General features: G+C 37.7%; 18 protein-coding genes. 9 read left to right on the top strand and 9 right to left on the bottom strand.

Annotation, left to right across the window (positions count from 1 at the left end; genetic code table 11):
• Positions 1-59: 59 nt before the first annotated feature.
• The 4 genes from R2Q85_RS14880 to R2Q85_RS14865 all read right to left on the bottom strand — a co-directional run bounded on the left by R2Q85_RS14880 (position 60) and on the right by R2Q85_RS14865 (position 2,378).
• Positions 60-947 (bottom strand): hypothetical protein, encoded by an 888-nt coding sequence (locus tag R2Q85_RS14880; RefSeq protein WP_316812586.1) that lies wholly within the window; start codon positions 945-947, stop codon positions 60-62.
• Positions 948-987: 40 nt separating this feature from the next.
• Positions 988-1,473, bottom strand: a complete 486-nt coding sequence (locus R2Q85_RS14875) for a hypothetical protein (RefSeq protein WP_316812585.1) — start codon at positions 1,471-1,473, stop codon at positions 988-990.
• A gap of 11 nt (positions 1,474-1,484) precedes the next feature.
• The gene (locus R2Q85_RS14870) at positions 1,485-1,973 is read right to left on the bottom strand and encodes a DUF4262 domain-containing protein (RefSeq protein ID WP_316812584.1); all 489 of its coding nucleotides are present in this window, start codon (positions 1,971-1,973) and stop codon (positions 1,485-1,487) included.
• A gap of 138 nt (positions 1,974-2,111) precedes the next feature.
• A complete protein-coding gene (locus R2Q85_RS14865) occupies positions 2,112-2,378 on the bottom strand; it encodes a hypothetical protein (RefSeq protein WP_316812583.1) in 267 nt (88 codons plus the stop codon).
• 198 nt (positions 2,379-2,576) lie between these two features.
• Here R2Q85_RS14865 and R2Q85_RS14860 point away from each other — a divergent pair, with 198 nt between their 5' ends.
• Positions 2,577-3,398 carry a DUF416 family protein gene (locus tag R2Q85_RS14860; RefSeq protein ID WP_316812582.1) on the top strand — a complete coding sequence of 274 codons (822 nt, stop codon included), beginning with the start codon at positions 2,577-2,579 and terminating at the stop codon, positions 3,396-3,398.
• 145 nt (positions 3,399-3,543) lie between these two features.
• Positions 3,544-4,209, top strand: a complete 666-nt coding sequence (locus R2Q85_RS14855; protein WP_316812581.1) for an energy transducer TonB — start codon at positions 3,544-3,546, stop codon at positions 4,207-4,209.
• A 233-nt stretch (positions 4,210-4,442) separates the two neighbouring features.
• Here the strand turns inward: R2Q85_RS14855 and R2Q85_RS14850 are convergent, their stop codons facing one another.
• On the bottom strand, positions 4,443-4,808 hold the full coding sequence (locus R2Q85_RS14850; RefSeq protein WP_316812580.1) for a hypothetical protein: 366 nt from the start codon (positions 4,806-4,808) through the stop codon (positions 4,443-4,445).
• Between the two features lie 252 nt (positions 4,809-5,060).
• Here R2Q85_RS14850 and R2Q85_RS14845 point away from each other — a divergent pair, with 252 nt between their 5' ends.
• The 5 genes from R2Q85_RS14845 (at position 5,061) to R2Q85_RS14825 (ending at position 15,337) form a co-directional block, all read left to right on the top strand.
• Positions 5,061-6,707 carry a carbohydrate binding domain-containing protein gene (locus R2Q85_RS14845; RefSeq protein ID WP_316812579.1) on the top strand — a complete coding sequence of 549 codons (1,647 nt, stop codon included), beginning with the start codon at positions 5,061-5,063 and terminating at the stop codon, positions 6,705-6,707.
• A gap of 513 nt (positions 6,708-7,220) precedes the next feature.
• Positions 7,221-10,406, top strand: a complete 3,186-nt coding sequence (locus R2Q85_RS14840; RefSeq protein ID WP_316812578.1) for an SIR2 family protein — start codon at positions 7,221-7,223, stop codon at positions 10,404-10,406.
• A gap of 331 nt (positions 10,407-10,737) precedes the next feature.
• A complete protein-coding gene (locus R2Q85_RS14835) occupies positions 10,738-12,858 on the top strand; it encodes a reverse transcriptase domain-containing protein (protein WP_316812577.1) in 2,121 nt (706 codons plus the stop codon).
• A gap of 2 nt (positions 12,859-12,860) precedes the next feature.
• Positions 12,861-13,499, top strand: coding sequence for a hypothetical protein (locus R2Q85_RS14830; RefSeq protein ID WP_316812576.1), 639 nt, complete (start codon positions 12,861-12,863; stop codon positions 13,497-13,499).
• Positions 13,496-15,337: a response regulator gene (locus R2Q85_RS14825; protein WP_316812575.1), complete on the top strand. Its 1,842-nt coding sequence runs from the start codon at positions 13,496-13,498 to the stop codon at positions 15,335-15,337. The genes R2Q85_RS14830 and R2Q85_RS14825 overlap by 4 nt, the downstream gene beginning before the upstream one ends.
• 403 nt (positions 15,338-15,740) lie before the next feature.
• Here the strand turns inward: R2Q85_RS14825 and R2Q85_RS14820 are convergent, their stop codons facing one another.
• The 3 genes from R2Q85_RS14820 to R2Q85_RS14810 are packed head-to-tail and all read right to left on the bottom strand — an operon-like array spanning position 15,741 to position 19,430.
• Entirely contained in the window at positions 15,741-17,726 is a 1,986-nt protein-coding gene (locus tag R2Q85_RS14820; RefSeq protein WP_316812574.1) for a DUF3732 domain-containing protein, read from the bottom strand.
• Positions 17,726-18,223, bottom strand: coding sequence for a three component ABC system middle component (locus R2Q85_RS14815; protein ID WP_316812573.1), 498 nt, complete (start codon positions 18,221-18,223; stop codon positions 17,726-17,728). Before R2Q85_RS14815 ends, R2Q85_RS14820 begins: the two co-directional genes overlap by 1 nt.
• A complete protein-coding gene (locus R2Q85_RS14810; protein WP_316812572.1) occupies positions 18,210-19,430 on the bottom strand; it encodes an ABC-three component system protein in 1,221 nt (406 codons plus the stop codon). Before R2Q85_RS14810 ends, R2Q85_RS14815 begins: the two co-directional genes overlap by 14 nt.
• Before the next feature lie 345 nt (positions 19,431-19,775).
• Here R2Q85_RS14810 and R2Q85_RS14805 point away from each other — a divergent pair, with 345 nt between their 5' ends.
• Both R2Q85_RS14805 and R2Q85_RS14800 read left to right on the top strand, forming a co-directional pair.
• Positions 19,776-20,342 carry a Crp/Fnr family transcriptional regulator gene (locus R2Q85_RS14805; RefSeq protein WP_316812571.1) on the top strand — a complete coding sequence of 189 codons (567 nt, stop codon included), beginning with the start codon at positions 19,776-19,778 and terminating at the stop codon, positions 20,340-20,342.
• A gap of 68 nt (positions 20,343-20,410) precedes the next feature.
• Complete coding sequence (locus R2Q85_RS14800) at positions 20,411-21,208, top strand: alpha/beta hydrolase (protein WP_316812570.1); 798 nt, start codon at positions 20,411-20,413, stop codon at positions 21,206-21,208.
• A 254-nt stretch (positions 21,209-21,462) separates the two neighbouring features.
• Here R2Q85_RS14800 and R2Q85_RS14795 read toward each other — a convergent pair whose 3' ends face one another.
• On the bottom strand, positions 21,463-21,684 hold the full coding sequence (locus R2Q85_RS14795) for a hypothetical protein (protein ID WP_316812569.1): 222 nt from the start codon (positions 21,682-21,684) through the stop codon (positions 21,463-21,465).
• Positions 21,685-21,686 lie beyond the last annotated feature (2 nt).

Here is a 21,686-nt window from a genome sequence, read left to right as displayed (position 1 = left end):
TTTAATCTAACAAATTCATCCGGTTGTTGCCTTGCATACTTCTACTCTATTGTTTATCGTTATTTAATTTCAGGTAATCGATATTCCGGTTTTCGCACTAGTTTCAATGCCCTGAGCAAATTCAAATAATTATCCTCCATGATTTGCAGGCTGATCTCCCTAGATTTTAATCCTTCTAAACCAGCTATTTTATACTGGCTATTTTGTTTAATCAGATTTACGGTTCTGGATTCGTTATAGAATTTGAATTCCGCTCTATCACTTTCAAAAGTGACATCGCCCAATACCAAATTAAACTTTTCAATTTCTTTCGAAAGGACATCTTCACCTGATCTTTGTTTGGCATAGCTGTAAAATTTTTGGACCATGTTCCGGGTATCTGGAGTGGTGATGGTTTCAAGTTCATTGAGGCTACCCTCTTTAACATATTTTCTAACCCCTTCAAAAAACAGATTAACAACCTTTATTAGCGCATATATTGCAGGTTTATTTTTTTTAAACTCGATTTGATCAACTATCTTCTTACGTAGTGCGGCAATCTTCTCTACGGTCATGTATTCACTATTTTCTCCATTCACTTTCCAACTATCGCCTGTCTTGATCAAATGGATCGTATAATAGTCATGCCCAATCATGCGGCAGGTGGCTTTCTGGCCCTCGATCTTAACTTCACCAGCACTGATTCTACTTATGTCCTCACCTATAACAGGAGCATCAACTATTTTTAGATACTCCTGGGTTAGTTTGATAAACCTAAACAACAAAGGCTCAGTGACTGACTTTAGTTGTACGCTGTCACCGCTTTTAAGTTTAATACGCCCCTTCATATACTGGTTTGCTATTTCTTTAACTTTACTTTCCTCAGTCTGCTTACAGCTGATGGTCAATAAAAATATTCCAATAAATAATAGACAGGTAGTTTGGGAAAAAGATGATAATCGCGCCATAGATATTTAATTTAAATTGTAACTATATATTACCTACTACCTACCTCAGTAATTCAGCATTAGAAAAACAGGCTGTAATAGCCTGATCAATGTTCGAGCGATCAACACCAGCTACATACCATTGATCTTCCCCATGCTGAAGATCTTCCCACGCATAATATAAATCGTAGAAATCTGAAAGTAGTGGCTCATGGTCAAGATCGAAATACAGATTTTTTAATATGCTTAAAGCAACTGAAGGGCTTTCCATTCCAGATAGTACCCTTTGAGCGATATAGGAAATATATCCAGTTATTACCTTATTTTGATCAGCGTAATCTATCTCTAGCTCTTTCAATACCTTATCAGTCAAAGTCCACATCTCAAAGTATTCCAGATTTCCACGCATTCCTGCCAGAATAAGCAGACTTTCTGTTTCATAACCAGCCACAAGCATTTCGTATGCCCAATTTACCCAACCTTTTTCGTTGTGTCTTTTCAGTATCTTATATACTAGAACTTCCGCCGTAGATGCTACTGCCTTCATATTTTATAAATTCAGAATTCTTGTTTAAAATCAGCATTCCTATCCAGCAAGGGTTGCCTGTAAATAAACTCCTCTTCAAAACCTTCATCCCAGGGGAATTTATCATTCCGGTCTGTCCAGATCAACTGAAGTGCAGGTATATCCTTTACCCCGTAAAAATCTAATGCCGTTCCAAAGTAGTCCGCTATATTCCTGCAATCTACTTTTAAAAATTCAGCATTCCCGTTTTCGAAGAAATCATCATAGGGTCTGCCCGTTTCAATAATATGACCATTTTTGATTAATTCTGCAACGTCATTGATTATGATGTGCAAAGTTTGAACACTCAAACCAAAGCAAATAATTTCAGGGTGGTCGTATTTTTGCCAGAGGCCAATGCTGTACGCAAAAGATGGTAAATAATCTGTTGCCTCAATAAGGATTACTGAAAGTCCATATTTCTCTATATCAGAAATTGTTTTTTCATCATTCCTGCAGTTGTGTCGTTTTTCTTCTTTCATTTGATGCGTCAACCAGACGAATATACAAATTGTAGCGAAAAGGATATCGGATGTTATTTTGCAAACATATCCTGGCCGTAAAAAATTTCAGTAGCTAACCTGTAACTGCACTGATCAGTGCGGCCTGTAGCCAACTTGTTATTTCATGTACTTATAGAAATCTGTGATTAGCTCATTATTCTCGTAAACCTCAATGTCATAGTCACCAAGAGTTTGGGGAAACAGCTGTAGACCTCCGTCCTCACTTCCTATTCTTATCGACCACTTAAAATCATCTTGGCAATTAATTGCGACAAATTTTATAGCGTTTTCTGGTGATGCAATGAAAATTACTGCTTCTGGTTCTAACTGTATTTCTAATGGACTGTCGTTCTGATAGCAGAAGAATTCGATAATATTACTCATTAGACTATTTTTTTCGCTAAGTTAGAACTTAAATTATTTAGTCGAGTTGTTAGTTCTTATTCCAAGATAGCAATTCAATTTTATCTCCCTGCAGTTGTGTTGTTTTTCTTCTTTCATTTGATGCGTCAACTAACGAATATATTCCGCACTTTAGAATACAATTTAGTTAAATTCGAGCATCTAATTTGCGAGTTACCAATGAAAATTCTAAACCTGATCAAAAACATAATCAATGGTAAGCCCAAAGCTGGTCAATTTTCATATGTATTCGAGTTCCCAAAACAGAAGAATGGTGAATATACTTTGTCGAGGGCAGATAGAAATACAGGCATCGTTCTAAATGAAAAGTTCAAATATGCTGGCTCCGATCATGAAAGAGTATATACCGAGTTTGGTAATATAGAGGAAGCAATAAACACCGCCAGAGAAATAGCGAAGGCAAATGCTACTGTTGAAATTTATGTTTACGACCACAATGAACAATTGGTTTGCTATATAGATATTGAAAAAGAAAAGTTTCACAACCCCTATCTTGAATTCAATTTCAAACTCAAACAACAGATAGATATATCACCTGAGGAAATGCTTTTAGCCTTTGGCCTGAATATCTGCAAGCGACTTTTACCGGAGTACATCAAATTTTACGACAGACATCAATGGGGAGATCCCGGTGCTTTAACAGAAGTCATCAACTATTGCGAATCTCATAAGATAAATGAGATGCAAAAAACCAAACTTCAGGATTACCATAACCGCATTGACGCAGTAACTCCCGACACTGAAGATTTCGGAGACTCTGATGGCAGCTACGCGTTAAATGCAGGTTGTTCAGTTATTACTCTTCTGGATTTCTTAATTACTGGTGATAAGGCATCGATTTTCGACATCAGCACCTACATGACCGATACCGTAGATTTCAAGCTTCGCGAAGCTCACCCTGATTTAACAGAAAAGGAAATTGATGAACATGCCGACATGATTAACGAGCGGAAATATCAGCTTGAATTGCTGCGTTGTTAAGGTTACACCTCACCCTTACCTATCCTTCATCGTCTCCAGCACAAAATCCTTATCAGCACGTTTCAAACCACTATCCTAAACAGCAGTTTGTTTTTTATCCAGAATTATTAATAACTTTCTGCCTATTCTAAATCATATGCTCCAATTGAAATCACTCCTACTCGGAACTTGCTTTAGCCTGATTTTTAGCTTCAGCTTTGCCCAGGCATTAAAAAAAGTCACTAAAAAAACTAAAATAGACGCTTGTACCTTAGTTGAAAAATACCAGGTACTGAAATCAGATTCAGAGGTAAAACACGGCGATTATTCAGCCCAGATACTTACGTACACTGAAAAAGGACAATATAATCTAGGCAAGCAATCAGGCATATGGGAATTTTCCAGAAATACTGAAGTACATCAAAAGTTCGATTTTAGTACTGGTAAATTCCTATCGGACCAACCATCTAAATTTATTAAAAAAATCATTCTGCAGGACAATAATGACAAGCCAGGTAAGGAAATTGAAGCTAAAAACTTCTATCTAGGCGGAGATCCAAAAATGCTGACAATCGTTAAAAAATGCCTGAAATATCCCAGGGAGGCCATGGAAAACAATGTAATGGGTGAAGCTTTACTGTCGGCAACCCTAACCAAAGAAGGAGAAATCATTAATGAAAAAGCCGAGAGCCAGCTTGGCTTTGGTTTAGAAGAAGAATGGTTACGCGTATTTAAGCTAATCCCACCAACCTGGGTGCCTATTATGGTAAATGGTAAACCAGTTGATGCTAAACTATACTTCCGTTTTAAGTTCACATTGGTCACAATTTAAACGGAAAATCGGAGAAAATCTCAATTGGAAGTCACGTAATGATGATAAATCCAGCTGTATGTTCTAGCCAAAGTTCTTTATCAATGGAAAGGAATATGGAACGCTAATGCTTTTTTCATAATAGACCAAAACTACGATATTGAATATACCTGGTTCGCCGGTTTTGATCCCAAATGATGCCCTCCACCCGACTTTAGCGGTAATCCCTCGTAGGTAATAAATGCTTTCATGTCTCAGCGTTCATTTAAATAATCAGCATACTCTTCCTGAATCATTCCGGCTGATACGTATTTATCCAAAGATGCACCATAGGTGTTCAGCGCAAAATCCAATACTTCTTCTACCGAATCAAATAAATTAATAACTGCCGGTTCATCTGGATCTACATAGGAGAAGTCATAGATATCAAGAAAGCTTTCATTTCCCTCGTCAATGTGTTCCATATAAAGCAGCGAGTATTCTCCATTCCGTTCCTTTTCAATAGCAATGTATTTCAATATTACATAACCGTCTTCTTGTTGATGGCCAAGCCATTGTTCGACCGATTTACCTAGACGGAGATTTGATTTGAGTTGTTCGGGCAGTAAATATCTAGACATTTAGACGCAAGCTGTTAATAGGTTCTAATTCTAATCATTTTATATTAGCGGTACTAATTTCAATAATACTCAAAATAATTGTCCTTGTCCACATGCAATTAAACTTTGCCTTATCAACATCCCTTGATCGGATAATACCAATTAAACTTCCAAATTGAATTTGATTACAAAAAGACAGATTTTTTTTAAAACATATACTACCAACGGTTCTCTTAACTGTTTTCTTAAAAAGAAACCAAATACATCTAACCAATGAAAAAACTAAAACAAACCACAGCTATTTTCCTCACTACAATGTTATGTTTATTTTCTGGCTGCAAAGAAGCTGTGGAGCTAGTTGAACAACCCCACCCCACTTCAAACAAATCACCTGAACTATTCACAACGCTATCAAGTGGTAACCTCTGGTACGATAAATTTGTAGCATATGAAAGCGTATACGGAGATGACAGCTATGCAAGTACCAGTACCGCAACACTCGCCTGGGGCGAAAGCTACATACTGCGTTGCTATGTAAAAATGTGGGAACTTACAAAAGATACCTACTGGCTAAACAAACTGACTACCCATGTAGACGTAATTATCGCCAATGCATCCGACCTCGGTGCTGACGGATACCTGGATTGGGGAACAACAAAATATGGCGACGGAGGAAAGTATCCTTACCTGGTTCATGATGGCATGATTGCCTTGCCAATAGCTCAATTTATCAGACTGGTACACCAGTGGCCTACAGTGCTTGCCGCGTACGCAGCAAAGGCAGCAACCTACCGAAGTTTTATTGAAACACATGTTGTACCCAAGTGGGAAGACAGCGGCAGCTATATGGGAAATTGCTGGGTGCAATTCAGTTCAAGTACCGGCTACTATAAAGAACCCGCATTTAATGCTTTCCCAGGTGTAAATTATACGCAGCTACCCTATAACATGATGGCGCCTTATGCCGAGATGTTGTGGGCCATGTACGACGTAAACGGAATTGCATCTTATAATAACAGGGCCAATCAAATGGCCCAATACTTCAAAAATGGCTTAACCGTAAATGGTTCTGCCTATAAATGGAAATATTGCTTCGTTCTTCCTCAGATCGAAGATACTTCACACGGTAATCTGGATGTTGGAATGGCCCGTGAGTCATTTAACCGCGCAGGCACAATCAGCGGAACACATATTGCAAAAATATCCTACGCATTTACCGGAATCATGTGGAACCAGTCTGTAAGCGCCCCATTGGTTAAAGACAATGTGGATGGTACAGGCACTTCTTACGTATATACCAAATATATTGGCGATTGGATCCCAATGACACAATTTAACCAGAACGCATGGCTGATCGCTGCCGGGCAATATAGAAACTATACCATTACAGCCAGTAACCATAACTATGCCTATAACCTGGTTCAGATTATGGCCTGGGACCTCGAAAAAGTCATAAACCAGGGATTTGAATACAAAGCCTATCACGATCTTACCCTGCCCGCACAGTGGGTCCGTCTGGGCGGTACATCCGCAGAAATCCGGAGATACACTGCCGATAAAAGTGAGGGTACGGCCAGCGTTGCCATTACCTCAGCAACCGGAGACGACATCTGGCAGATGCTTTACCAGGACTGGAAGCAGTGGAAAGCAAATACAGCGTATGAGGTTTCTTTTGATGTGAAAACTAGTGGTGCTAACGGAGGCCGGATATTTATTCAAAATGTAACCGCCGGAACGATTCTGGGTACAGTTCAGGACGTTCCCTCCAGCCCTTCCTGGACGCATCATAGCTTTACGGTTACCACTCCGTCAACTACAAGTCCTAACTTAAGGCTTTACCTGGAAAACTGCTACAAGAGTACTGCAGGCACTGCTTATTTCGACAATGTGAAGATCAAGAAGGCTGGAGATGCGTGGTAAGTTTGTTGTGATGATCTGATTTTAATCCAATATTACCGATCCAATAATTATGTAATCAACCTCCTCAGATCCTTCAACTATCAAAGCCGCGCCTACATTAACCGAAGCATACCGTAGCAGCGGTTTAAATGTTTCCTTCTCGTATCTTGGACTAAGCTCTAATATATCGCTGGTTAATTTGTTTCCCTTAATTGGCTTACTCAATTTAACTCTGATTAGCGTTTTGCACATGTCTACGGTTATTTTAGCATAAGCATCAAATATAAATTAAAGTTAATCGAGTATGCCTCCCTTTATGAAACTGCTGGTCTTACACTTAGGGTTAGTTGTAAAGCCGTATTCACATTTTGTTGATTTTGACACAGTAAATCTGAGGGAATGTAATTTGGCTTCCTGTAAGTCTATCCAAATCGGATCGTAATTTTGTTTTATTTAAGGAAAACTGTATTGTGGATAATAAACTGCAAAATTTAATTAAAATTTATATATTTTGTCACAAATAAGTGATTTAAAATGAACGATTTAATGCTCGAATATGATCAGTTTCTACGATCAGTTGAAATAAGTAAGAATGATACTTTTAGTTTTTTATTGGGTGCAGGAGCTTCAGTTACATCAGGAATACCAAGTGCATCTGAATGCATCTGGCACTGGAAGACAAGTATATATGAAACTAAATCTGACGCTAATATTTTCGAAATATTGGACAGGAATTCCAGTCAGGCAAGAGAGCATGTACAGAGGTGGCTGGATTCCGAGGGCATTTATCCAAAAGCAGGTTCTCCAAAAGAATATTCAGATTACGTTACTTATTGCTATCCAATAGAGGATGACAGGAGGAAGTATTTTCAAAAATTATGTGAAAACAGAAAACCTGGAATTGGCTATAAAGTCTTGCCATTATTATTCGAATCAGGACTATTGAAATCCGTTTGGAGTACAAACTTTGATGATCTATGTAGAGATTCATTTATTAGATGCGGTCATACAGTGATTGATATTTCGTTAGATAGTGTGGACAGGATAATAAGACCGACAAATAACTCTGAGTTTCTATTGATTAAACTTCATGGGGACTTCAAGTATGGTGCGCTAAAAAACACAGATAAAGAATTAAATAAGCAGGATGAAACATTTAGGGATAGTCTAATTCAGTATGTTAGTGATAAGCATTTGGTTGTTTCAGGCTATAGTGGACGGGATATTTCTGTTATGGAGGCTTTAACAGAAAGTTATAAGAAAAAAGGATCAGGGAGGCTTTATTGGTGTGGTAGAGGTCGAGAAATTTCAAAAGAAGTAATTGAGCTGATTACCATTGCCAGAGCAAGTGGACGTGAAGCGTTTTACATCCCAACTGAGGGATTTGACAAATTAGCCATGGGGATCGCAGGTCTTTTTACCAAAACGAATTCGGCTCTAAAAGACCAGTATGATGCAACTCTAAAGACGGAGAAACAAGAGGATTTAAGCACTGCTTTTACTCTGGATATTAATAGAATTAACGCAAGTCTAAAAAGTAACTTATTTCCTATAAAATTTCCACAAGAGGTATTTCAATTTGAAATCAAGTATGAGCAAGATGAGCGTCCTTGGAAGACAATCAAAGGGATAATTAAAAAATTTGATATTGCAGCTGTACCTTATAAAAAACTCGTATGGTCACTCGGAATGCTTTCCGATTTAAATAGTGCGTTCGAAAACAGAATTGTAGGTAAGATTTTAAGGGTACCATTAAAAAATGAAGACTTATGGAAGGACACAGCTCTGTACAATCTAATACTATCAGGTTTGATAAAGGTTTTGTCAAAGCAATTTAATTTAAATACGAATGGCAAGGATCTTCTTTGGAAGCAAAAACATATTGATTATAGAATCATTGACAACGTAGGTTATTATACTTTTCAAGGTATCAAGCTCGCACTGATCTATAATAACTATAAATTTTATCTTTCAATCGTTCCTGACTTTAACATTGGATCAGATCGAGAGGAGATTAAAATAACTAAACAAATTAAACAAGAAATTGGGCGGACTTATTTCGACAAAATTAGAAATCAAGCCTACAATGAATATATAAACGAATGGCGATCACTTTTATTCAAAACACCTGAAAAGTTCGTTGAGTACGAATTCCCGTGTGATTCGGGCACGGGTTTTACCTATAGTATTAGTAAGCTTCCTGCATTTTCTAAAATTATGAAAGTAGAAGATTCAAGGCATTTGAATTTGGTGACGGACAAAGATAGATACCTGTATCGCTTTGAAGGCATACAGTATCCAGAACCACAATTATTGTTTGGGAGTAAATTCCCTGGCATGTTGGAATTTCCCAAGGATTTTCATCCTATGCGCGGTATTTCTAATAATCAGCCATATGATCATTGTCTAAATTCACTGTTGTTTGATCAATCTATAAAACTTGGGGTGATTTGCCCCATGCAGGAGAGAAACAAAGTCAGCCTTTTTCTTAAAAGGCACAATACTAAAGTTTCTTCGAATGGTATAAATAAAGCCTACCTAATTGACTATCCAGGTTTTTATGAAACATATGGGGTCAATCTAAATATTCCAGAAATTGGTACTGTTGACTGGGAGAATTGTCAAGAGCCTACAATAAAAGGAACCTTAAAAGACACGGCACTCGACTTAAGGCATAAAATAATTGAAAAAATAAATCATTTAACACGAGATTCGATTAATAAGGTCATTGTAATTATTATTCCTACTAGATGGTTAGATTACACATCTTATGACATTGAAAATGAATATTTTGATCTTCATGACTATATTAAAGCATATTGCGCTGAAAAAGGTATCGCAACCCAATTTATACAGGAAGATACCATAGATGATTCTGACTTAAGTTGTCAGATAAATTGGTGGTTATCACTATCCTACTTCGTGAAATCCATAAGAACCCCATGGGTTCTTGAAAACCTAGATAAGCACACTGCTTTTGCCGGAATTGGCTATAGTGTTAGTGGAAAGGGTGATAATAGTCAAATAGTGCTTGGATGTAGCCACATCTACAATTCCAAAGGGCAAGGACTAAAGTATAGGCTCTCTAAAGTAGAAGATCAGTTATTCTGGGACAGGCAAGAGAGACCGCACTTATCTTATAACGACGCGTATAAATTTGGATACTCTATATTAGAAATGTTTTATAATACCATGAATGAGCTGCCAAAAAGAGTAGTGATACATAAACGGACTTATTTTACCGAGCAAGAATTAAGAGGACTCAAAGACAGTTTAATGGGCAATGGAATTTTGGATTTAGAACTCATAGAGATAAACTTTGAAGATGATATAAGATTTATCGCAAGCAAAATAAACCAAATGGGAAAAATGGAAATTGATGGCTATGCTGTTCCTAGAGGAACCTGTATCCTCCTAAATAGTAATTCGGCTTTACTATGGACTCATGGTGTTACTCAATCGGTACAAAGCCAGTATCAGAAGTATTATCTAGGGGGACGATACATACCGGGACCTCTGAAAATAATCAAACACTTAGGAACAAGCAACATAAGTACTATAGCAAATGAAATTCTTGGTCTTACTAAAATGAATTGGAATTCCTTCGATTTATATAGTCAATTGCCTGCAACAGTGAATTCTTCGAATGAAATCGCTCGAATTGGGAAACTACTTTCAAAACGCGAAGGTGCGACCTACGATTACAGATACTTTATTTGATTTATGTTACAATGACTAACAATACAGATAAGTAATTTTTTATTACGTACTGAATTGGGTACATTTGATAATAATTTAGGTTTTACCCGATTATCTATGTTCTTTGATGCCCGCTTAAAATTTTGACGTGCCAATTGTTGGGGTTATACTTCATGATCGGTTGGTAGTTACCATATTTTCGGTAACTGAATGTGTGACTGGCTATTCGGAGATATTCACCATACTCTGATAATCTTATCCATATACTTTTTAAACAGTACTATTACTGATATTATTGATATTACATAAACAAAGAAAGCAACAGCGGGCATCAAACTACTTTTCAAACTGAATGAAGCCTACAAAGGAAAACACAAAATATATTGTCAAATCTTTTCAGAAAATGAAAAGTAAGCAAGATCTAGTTGACCTCCTTAATTATTGCAAACCATTCCTCTACGGTAAAAATTCCTTTCCTATATCCCTTGCGCAACTAACTTTTAATGCCAATCCCAAGAGAAGGTTAGAAAGATATAAACAATTTACCATTCAAAAACGCTCAGGTTCAGAACGAGTAATAAACTCACCTAATGCTGGTTTGAAATGTATTCAGCGATGCTTGAATATGATTTTTCAAGTAATATATGAACCTTCAATTTTTGCAACGGGTTTTGTGCCAGGAAAATCTATTTTAACTAATGCCGCTATGCATAAAGGCTGTAATTATGTTTATAACATTGATTTAAAAGACTTTTTTGGTAGTGTAGATCAGGCCAGAATATGGGGAAGACTTCAAAATAAGCCGTTTAATCTAAATAAGGGTTTTGGGAGATTAGAGTTAGCTAATGTAATTTCTTCCTTATGCTGCCACGAAATTGAGGTAGAACGACTGAACCCAGAAGGCAAATGGGTAATTATAAAAAAAAATGTGTTACCTCAAGGTGCACCCACGTCACCGACGCTAACAAATATAATTTGCCAACAACTGGATTACTATTTGTCTGCTATGGCTAGACGTTTTGGAATAAATTATTCTAGGTACGCCGATGATATAACTTTTAGTTCTATGCATAATGTCTACCATAAGGGCGGAGAATTTATCAATGAGTTAAAAAGAATTATAGGAACGCAGAATTTTCATATTAAAGAGGAAAAAACAAGAATTCAAAAGTCTGCATATCGGCAAAGGGTAACTGGTCTAATAGTCAACGATAATCCCAATCTACCACCTAAATATCGAAAAACAATAAAAATGTGGTTATACCTTTGGGAAATTTATGGATACGACAAGGCAACCGAATTGTTTGCCAAAGAGCTTAAATCTCCTGAGCAAGATCATAAAGGCTCGACACATCTTCAAAGTGTACTTTCTGGAAAACTGAACTTTCTGAAAATGGTTAAGGGTGCGGAGGATCAAACATATTTGAAGCTTAAGATGAAATTTGATGATTTATCTAAAGCATTAAAACAACAAGAATTAAAAATAGAAAATATAAACGTTAAAGAAGCAAACGATATCAAGAAACAAAATTCTTTTGAGCTTCCCATTTTACATAAACCACGTGAACTAGTTGAGATATTGAAGATGTTCACTGTCGACAACTCGATACTCAAGTATGCCACCCATACCTGGGATGCGGGGAGAGACGAAAGTAGATTTGAGAGCTACGAGGATTTTATTAAAAAAGCAAAAATAGAATTTGACAAAGTAAATAATGTTCTGCAGCAGTTAAGACCACAGCTCAGAGCTAAAATCCTCTCTTTTCTTTTCAATAAAGAAGTACAACATAACGGATGGGGAACAATGCGCATCAAATTTGGATGGAGTTCACCAGAACTTGCGGAAGTTATGAAAACAAACCCCGATACAAAACCAGAAGAACTGGCAATACCTATCTACGCACGGACATTTTATAAAACTTATAACGGTAGTTCCCATACCATTCAGCGCTTTAAGCAGATTATTGACATCTTTAAGAACGAGATAGAGCTTAGGGACAATAATTCTGCTCTGCCGAATATATTATTGGAATACCATGACCATTATCTGCCGGATTTCGAGATTGTAAGTTTCCAAAACTTGGAAAACAAAAGTTTTTATACTGATGTTGACTATCTCAGAAAAGTATTCATCATTATTTTTGAGAGCATAGCAGCACGTAAGAAGACAGACTTTCCTAATAGGCTAAGCTATATCCTTGATGAAGCTGAGCAATATTACACTTTAAAAATTGCTCACCATGATTCGTTCTCCCGCGGGCTTTCCAAAACTGATGGAAAATTCAGTCTAACCAGAGGCGATTTTGCGACCATAAAATCCAATCTGTTGAACCTCTGTGACTGGAGCATTGAAACCGAATTCCTAGAAGGCCGCTTTCAATTAAACTTTTTGACATCCGACTATCTTGCGCCAAAAGATCATCAAGTGGACAGCTGTGTGGGATTCACCCATATTTTTAGATTTTATAAATAATTATGCGAATAGCCCTTATAGAAGATCGTTTGGACAGACTGCTGAACTATGCTGATGAGAAGTTGATGAATATCGAATTTCTTGATGTAATCACCGATAATGCATTCGAAAAACTAAAAGCCAACCTGAACGTGGGAAAATTAGATGGCCTCGACAAGTATGCTTGCATCATGTCACACCGTTCAGGCCTAGATATAGCTCAAAGGGAACTGGTGATCAAATATTGCCTTGAAAGAAAAATACCGTTGGTTTTCTTTTCGGGGAGCATTTCATCGAGCAGCTATCAAGATGTAAATTCCCCTCTACTGTATATCAATTCCAAAGATTTTTACTCACAAAACATTTACCTGTTCTTGGAACATATTAAAACTCGTGCAGACATCAACTTATTAATCATCCAGTTCGGTGAACAATGGAAACTCAACCTTCTTCTCAATGCGCGAAATGTGATTAACTATAAATTCCATGTGGGTGCTATCAAACGGATGAGGGATTTTGAACTACCGAAAGATATCCTCGAAGAATTAGCTGAGAAAGGTGGACTAGACTGGTTAACCGCAGATCCCGTGGCAGCCGTATCGGCCGAACAGATCAGTGAACTCAAACAGAAACTTAAGGTACTCATTAACGAATCGTTATGAAAAAACTACTTATACACTCTCAAGACACAATCATTGCGAATCCGCATGTCTTTTCGGCAAACGAACAATATGTATTAAAGGTTGACAATTCGGAAACTGATCTTGACCACTTCATCAATGGGGCTCTTTCTAAAGGCGAGCTATACGAAAAGATAATGGATAGCGATATTATTTTCATTAGACTTTCCTTATCTATAAACTATCTTGAGTACCTTGGGTTGAGGTTGGCCTATCATATTCGGCTTACTACAAAATTGGGGAATAAAAGATTTATCCCCATCATTATGGTCTGTGAGGAGTCCTATCAGCTCATTGGACTAACAAGCACACTCCCAGAAATCCTTTTCACCCCAGGGCTTTATATTATGGAGGACTCAAGGAACGAATTCGACAGATATGCTAAAATGTTCAGCGAAGGAAAACTTAAACCAGTGAAGGACGAAAAATCGTTTTTGGACAAAATCAGAATTCCGGCGCCGGCAAACTACACATCACGCCATTCCCTTGCTAACGAATGGGGTATATTACGCTGGGCAGAAATGGGTAAGAATTTTTCAGAAAGCCTACGGACAAAGCTCAGCGAAATCAACACAAGCAACCGTACCTTGTATTTTAAGTACCTAGAAAGAAAACACCTTTTTGCATTAGAAAAAGAAGGCAGACAGGCGTTCAAAAAGGATAGCATGAGAGAAACATTGATCATTCCCTATGTAAAAGATGTTAAGATATATTATATAGATGATGAAGCAAAAAAAGGATGGGGCGTATTGTTTCAGGATGGGATCTTCAAGCAATATACAGATCAGAACTCCTTCGCTTATTTTCAGGATTTTGAAAAGGGCGGCGACAGGTTAATGCAGCTTGCTTCCCTTGAGGCAAAGATTGAAGAGCTAATCCATAAAGAAAATTACAACGTTTTTATCATCGACCTCCGACTGTTCGATGCTGACTTTAAAGAAGGTGCAGTGCCTACGGGATTTCAAATTATAGAAAGAATAAAAATATTGAACCCTGGAATACAAATAGTTGTGTTTACAGCCTCGAAAAAGGCCGAGAATGTACAAAGAGCACAAGAGCTAAGGACAACTGGATACATCATTAAGGAAAGTCCCGAAAATGTGCTGACCCGCGATGAAAGTTGGATGCAATTCATGGCATTTTCCAAAACTATAAGGGTTGCTGCTGAATATTCCTTTCTAGCAAATATTTATGGAAAGTTACAGAAAATCAGAAGTCTAGATGTTTATTCTACATCAACAATAGCTAAGGAGAAAGATTTTCATCTAGCTGTTACTAGTAAGGGTGGGTTTTTGGAAAAAATCTTTAAATTGTTGAACGCCAAGGAGCCTGACCTAATCGGCGCTGCTTTCCTGGAGTGTTTTGTCATGCTGGAAAAGTTTGCAAATCTTTTTTATAATGAAAAAGTTCGTGAATTAGAAGGAGTCATAGTTATGTCAAATGGAAGTGAACATTGCCACTTTAACACGAACGGGAACACCTTTAATACCTGTATTGAATTCAACAGGGGCAATTACAGTTATCAAAAAACACAAGATGGGCGCACACCAATTGCAGCAACCTTCCACCAAACAACAGTCTCAAGATCTAGTAAGATACCTGGCTGCGGCACTCGTGGGCTAGTAAGGCTGTTAGCTGTACTCAAATATAGATTTGCGCATCCTGATGCCCAACTCGAAATGATCATGGAAGCATCCTACCTTCGAAGTAATCTTGCAGCGCATGATACCGGAGAAATTGACAAGACCAAAAAAAGTATCGAATTAAAAGACATATTTTTTATCTTGGATACTTGCATTGAAGTATTCCGTAAAGTCTGATTAATGTTCTGTAACCTTGTTCAATTTTGTTATGGCGATCTAATACATCGATCTATTTAATTGAGTCCTTTCGCAATAGCCCTGCTTCAAATAAACTCCATGATTTATCTTTGTTTTCTTGTTAAACAGATAATTTCAAGACTAGTGTCAGCAAGCTCAGTTAAAATTTCTGAAAACAATAAAGCACCTCGATCAATCGACCTACCGGAAAGCCATGGTTCCGATGTCTGTATCGTACATTAAAGCCAAATATCGATTAATTCTGTAACCTGCTTGCTCTTTTCGCCCGACCAGTTAATGAAAACTTTCATATTATATACACATTACACATTATAACAACAATTAATAAATATAGTCTTCTAACTCTAAAACTTTTTGATTTAAGGACAAATTATTGCTTATGTCAGTCAAACCACGAATTCGGGATTAATGCTCTATCATCATTATCCTCCTCATCATCTCTCCACCTTTTAACTTTAATCACATTTTCCAACCCCTGCCAGGCATATTCACCTACGTGTTCAAGAACAATGACTTGAAGATTATTTTTTGTCCGGACAATCGCTTTGTTTAGCGCCTCGAATATTCGATTCACTCGAATCTCATCTTCATTTTTTTCAGTCCGTTCGTTATCATTCTTTTCAGGAAAATAAACCTGAGTAGGTTGATCAAAAAAAATGAAATTTGGACAAGGATGATTAATTTTTGTCAAAAAGAATTCATGAAATGCAAGGATTGTAGAAACATGATAGGCCATATAATTGGATCCTGAACCTATTTCATATAGTGCGTCAGTACGCCCACTATCAGACAGAAAAGTTAAAGTAAGATCCTTCTCATTAAACTGGATCAGTTCTGTATGGTTTTCAGCCTTAAAAATGTTTGCATAGAAAGAGATTGCATCTGTTATTTTACGCTTGGCTTTCTTCACTTTGTTTTCAATCACGTCCTGATTGATCTGTTTATAAATCACCTGTTTTCTTGCCTCCAACTTAGCGATTTCAACCTCTGTAATCGTGTCATTTGAAAATGAATGGTAACTAGTCAATTCTTTTTCCAGATTTCCCACAAAACGATAAATCGAATTCATAGTATTCAGTTGTTTGTTATTGTCTTCGCTACTCTTCCTGAGTACATCCAATTCCTGTCGAATAATATTCAAATTGGCAACCTTTTCATAAACCAAATTAGAAATTTTCCTAAGTTCACTTTTTAAGACAGTGGAATTATCATTTAATTGAACCCCCTTTGCTATAATTTCCTGATTCGTTTTTATTAGATCAGCGATGTAATCTTTACCGTTGGTTGTTTTGGATAAACAGAATGGGCATTCCTCCACATGTTTCGACAAAAGCGTATTAAACCAGCTACTGGTTTTAAGCCGTCCATGCTGCTTCAATAAATCATTCCTGTAAGTCACATTCCCATCAATTAAACGGTTCAATAGTTCCTGACGATGTTTGAGACCTTGCAATTCATAAGCAACATTTAACTCCTGAGAGGTAAGCTCGGAGATTCTATTCGAAGTTTTGGTAATAGAATCGAGCGGCATTTCTATAGCTACGCCCGAATTTAACCTTTGTGGAATAATATTTAAGCTATTAATGTAATCAATGGTCGTCCAATCGTCTGTTACTTCACTGACTGATAAAAGTCCGAATTCTCTCGCCTGCATATGATATCCTCTGACCTCTCCTAGCCAGCGGTTAATCCCACGCTGTTTTTTCTCAAGCTCACGGTTGAGTTCATAAAGTTTTCGGTCGATCAGTTTTAACTCTTCCTTCAGCTCCAAGTAACTATTGTCAACCGCCTGTAATACATAATTAAAAATACTGATGAGTTTCTGACGATGGGCCATGGAATCAGTTCTATAAAACAGACTTGCTTGGTTAGCAATAATATATTGTGGCTGGAATAGAAAGGAAGTAAAATCTCGAAAACTTGGATGAGAATCAAAGCCCACCTTATTACCATCCTCAGCAAAACTAAGATCCGATAACCCTGCAATATTATTTAATCGTTTTTTGACGTCTGTTACACTGCAATTACTCTCAATCTTTTGGGGGACTATTAATCCCACATCATGCCGCATAAACATTTCTCCTGATGCGATCAATTCTCCCGGCTCTCTTCTTGCCAAAATCAATTCTTGTCCATCCGCCAGAGAAATATGAATTCCAAACCATTCTGTAAAACTTCTTATTTTTCTTGTCGGAATTCGACACTTACTACTTGCCAAGCAATAATCGACAATCGCGATTAACGTCGATTTTCCTTTTTCACTGCCTCCCGTAATTACATTAACCTTGTCAGGAGCAAATGCTATCATTCTAATCGCTTTTTCGGAATTTTTAGGTAGTAAAAAAATAGATTTGATTCTAAATTCCATTAAAATTGAAGATTAAAGTAAAATAATAACTCTGAATGATTAAACTGGCTGAACCATGCCCCAACGCGCTTAGAAGTATGTATAATATCTGAATAATCTTTATTGGAATTTAGACCATCTTTAATTTTCGCAGGCAAGAATTTCATTCTTGGAATAATAAGACTGTTCTCACGGTCATAATAGAAAAGACCCGTCACTGCTCCTAGATATATAGATTCAAGTGTCAATTCAGCCATTCCCTCCATTCTATCTTGTAGTCCTGAAAAAAGATCTTTATTCTCATCCAATGTTTTTAACAAACTGCCTTCCTTAAATTTCCGTTCTTTAACATTCTCTATCACCCTTCTGTTTAGACATAGAGGGAGTACAGGCATGGTGCAGATTAGTGAGGGACAAAACTTGTCCACATGATGCATTTGGTAATATTTGGAAAATTCCCATATCGCATGAGCACCGACTACCTTGTTCTGAAAAATCTCAAACTCATTTAATTTCATCAGGTTTATCTATAAGTGATTTCCAATTCGGGTGCCATCCCAACTGTGTCTCATCGGCTAAATAGTGATAAGATCCCTTGTGGGTATAACTTTGTTCAGGCTCATAATTGTTTAGTCTGCCTTTGTATAATAAAGATTTGTAATAGACCTCGTAGCCAACCTTCTTATGATCTTTGTCTTGTGCAAATTTGAATATAGGTCTAGATATACTTTTCCAATGACTAATAAGATCATCGAAATAGTTATTAAACTTTTGTTCTGAAATCTCACCATCATTTGCAAAACGGCTGCGCTCTGATGCTGCTCTAACAAAATCATGGATTGCTTCAATAATTTCTTCTTCATTACAGCCAATATAACCTAGTTGCTCAACAAATAATTTCCCCCTGTTCCTTTCAATGTCCATATTACCAACGGGCAAAGAGTCCACTGTTTGTTCAAAGAAAGATTTCTTTTTAAAATCTGTCAGCAACTGTGTGTATTGCTGATTGAAAGCCTTAACAGAAATCCAACCTGGCTGCCTGTCTCGCCATTGCATAATCAATGTATCCGCAACATATCCGAACAAAGCTTTGTACATGTGGTCGAAAGGAATATCTTCTGACATACTTAAATTATTACGAAGTTTCAACTTTGCATTATGTGAATTATGTGTGTAGTGCATATCCATAATGGTGATCTTATCAACTATTTGAATCAACATTTCTAATGGGCATTCTAAGATAACCTGACCATACTTCTTCAATGATTTCGGAAGCTTACCGGCACGTTCAATTAAATTTTGAGCAAGAGCTCTAATCGACTGGTTTGCTTGGCCTAGGTTTTCAGGATTATTTAGTCTCTCCCGATCAAGCATAACAATCAATCTATTTGAAGGTATTTTTTTATTACTCAAAAAAGAGAATATCGAATGTTTAACATTAAATCTTCCTGATTGAACAGCTTCAACCCAGATGCTTAATGTTTTCCAAACATCCTCGCTGTTGTCTGAATAGGGTATTTTTTTACTGATACTGTGTTTTGACTGTTCATATATTGTTTGAATGTTATCACCAGCACTAAGCTTCACCGTAATATCATCGTCAACCTCAACACCTACCACCGCTTCAAGATTAGACGAACTAAGCCATTCCATAGCTCTTTCAATTTGATATAAAAAACCTAAAAAGCTACCGTCAGCACTATGCAAATTCTCTACACTATTCATTGTAATAAAAAATTACAATCTAGAATATTCTTGTACGTCATTAAGTCGTAAGTATAAAGTGACATATGAACAATTATTTGATATTCTTGATAAGGCGTTACGGAATAATATTTGGCAACCCAATGATAACATATTATTACGATATTATCAATAAATTTTACGGTCGATAAATAATAGCAATAAACAAAATATAATGCGTCTCCTTATATTCTCCACTAATCATCATCTCTATCCTCCCTATCAGCCCCGTAAACTCCTCATACAACACCACCATTATCCACCCCCCCAAAAATATCCCCCCACCATAAATTCCCTATATTTATTCGCTAAAACAGACCTTCCCTTATGGAGCGCTATGAATTTTTCAAACAATTCCACCACATTAGCCTGGCCGAATACCATCTGTTAACCGATTGCCTTAAAACCAAATCGTTCAAGAAAGGGGATTTCATCACCGTTCCCGGTCAAATCCAGCGGGAGCTGTATTTTGTAAAAAGCGGCGTTCAAATGTCTTACTTTGAAACCGGCGATAAAATCTACACACTGGTTTTCACCTATTTCCCGCATCTATGTGCCATAGCTGATTCTTTTTCATTTCATGTGCCTTCAAAATACCATTTAATTTGCTTAACAGACAGCGAACTGGATTACATCAGCTATGAAAATCTACAAAAGCTGGTCGATCAGTCACAGCAAATAGAAAGGCTCTTCCGCCGGATGACCGAAGCCATGTTCGCAGACATGATTGATCTGCATATCGAGCTGCGCGCAATGAATATCGAAGAACGGTATAAAAAGTTTTGCCGGAAAAGCCCACACCTACTCCAAATTGTACCGCACAAATACATCGCTTCCTATCTGGGCATAGACCCCACCAATTTCAGCAAGCTGTTCAACAACGTTAAATTTTGATCTTGGTGTACACCAAGATTTGTTTCCCCGGGAGTTCCCACCTTTGTCAATAAATAAGCACAAAAGAAATGGAAAATCGTGGAAACTATGCTAGCATTAATGGATTACAGCTATATTATGAAATACATGGTACTGGAGCGCCGCTGCTCCTTTTACCCGGTGCACTATCAGGAATCGGCACCGCATTCGGCAAGTTAATCCATCTGCTCGCCGCAAAAAGACAAGTTATCGCGGTAGAATTTCAGGGATATGGCCATACAGCCGATATCCCGGAACGCCCGCTTTCTTACAAACAGCTAGCAAATGACATTATTGAACTACTCCATGTTTTGAATATCCCGAAAACCGACATTTTCGGTTACAGTACGGGCGCAGGGGTGGCCTTGCTGATGGCTATCCGCAGGCCCGATGTAGTCAGAAAACTCATACTGGCCTCGGTCAGCTATAACAGCCTCGGGCGGCATCCAGATCTCAGTACCCTGTTTAATCCGGAGTTCATGGCGCAAGGGCTGAAAGGTTCGCCATATGAAACAGAGTACCTGGGCACAGCCCCAAGACCCGAAGACTGGCCTAAACAGCTTGCTAAAGTATGCGCTTTTGAACAGGAAGTGCAGGATTGGCCGGCCGAAGAAATCAGTGCGATTATCGCTCCCGCCTTGATTATAGCCGGTGATGCGGATATCATCCAGCCCGAACATACTATAGCCTTGTATAAATTATTTGGTGGTGGGAGCTTAGGTGAGCTGTCAATGCCCACTTCCCAGCTCGCCATATTGCCCGGAACCATGCACTCTGCACTAACGCAAAAAACAGATTTGCTGATGGCTATGATCCCGGATTTTCTTGATGTCGCATTAAATAAATAAAGAGCGGGCAGGTGAAGTATGTTAAATCCCTCCGCACCCTGCATTGACAATTAAATTACCTTCGTTGAAAAGCCCTAGCTTCTTTCCCGATTTTTCATCGGGAATTATGCAGGCTTTGAAACGAATGGTTGTTTAGTCCCATTATGCAGGCTTTGAAGCGAACGGTTGTTTACAATTTACTAAATAAAGAGCGGGCAGGTGTCGAAAATACAACGCTCAAATTGTTAGGTTAACCCCGCCACGCTCTTATTTCTTTATTTTAAGCTTAGTCTTTTTATATCTATAGTGCCAGATTTCAATAGTTCTATTTTCAACTCAATTGCAGTTGCGAACTCGTACTGCTGTTCAATAAGCTTGCGCAACATGCCCGCTTTCAATTCCCAATGTTCCAGCTGGCCCTTTAGGTTTTCTAAGTCCAGCTGGGCAATTTCGTATAAGATTTTATAATCTGGTTCTTCGTTAGGTAGGTTATTCATAG

This window comes from Pedobacter heparinus (genome assembly GCF_032678725.1).
Taxonomy (GTDB): Bacteria; Bacteroidota; Bacteroidia; order Sphingobacteriales; family Sphingobacteriaceae; genus Pedobacter; species Pedobacter heparinus_A.
The sequence above is the reverse complement of the archived record's forward strand: the minus strand, read 5'-3'. Positions and strand labels throughout refer to the sequence as shown.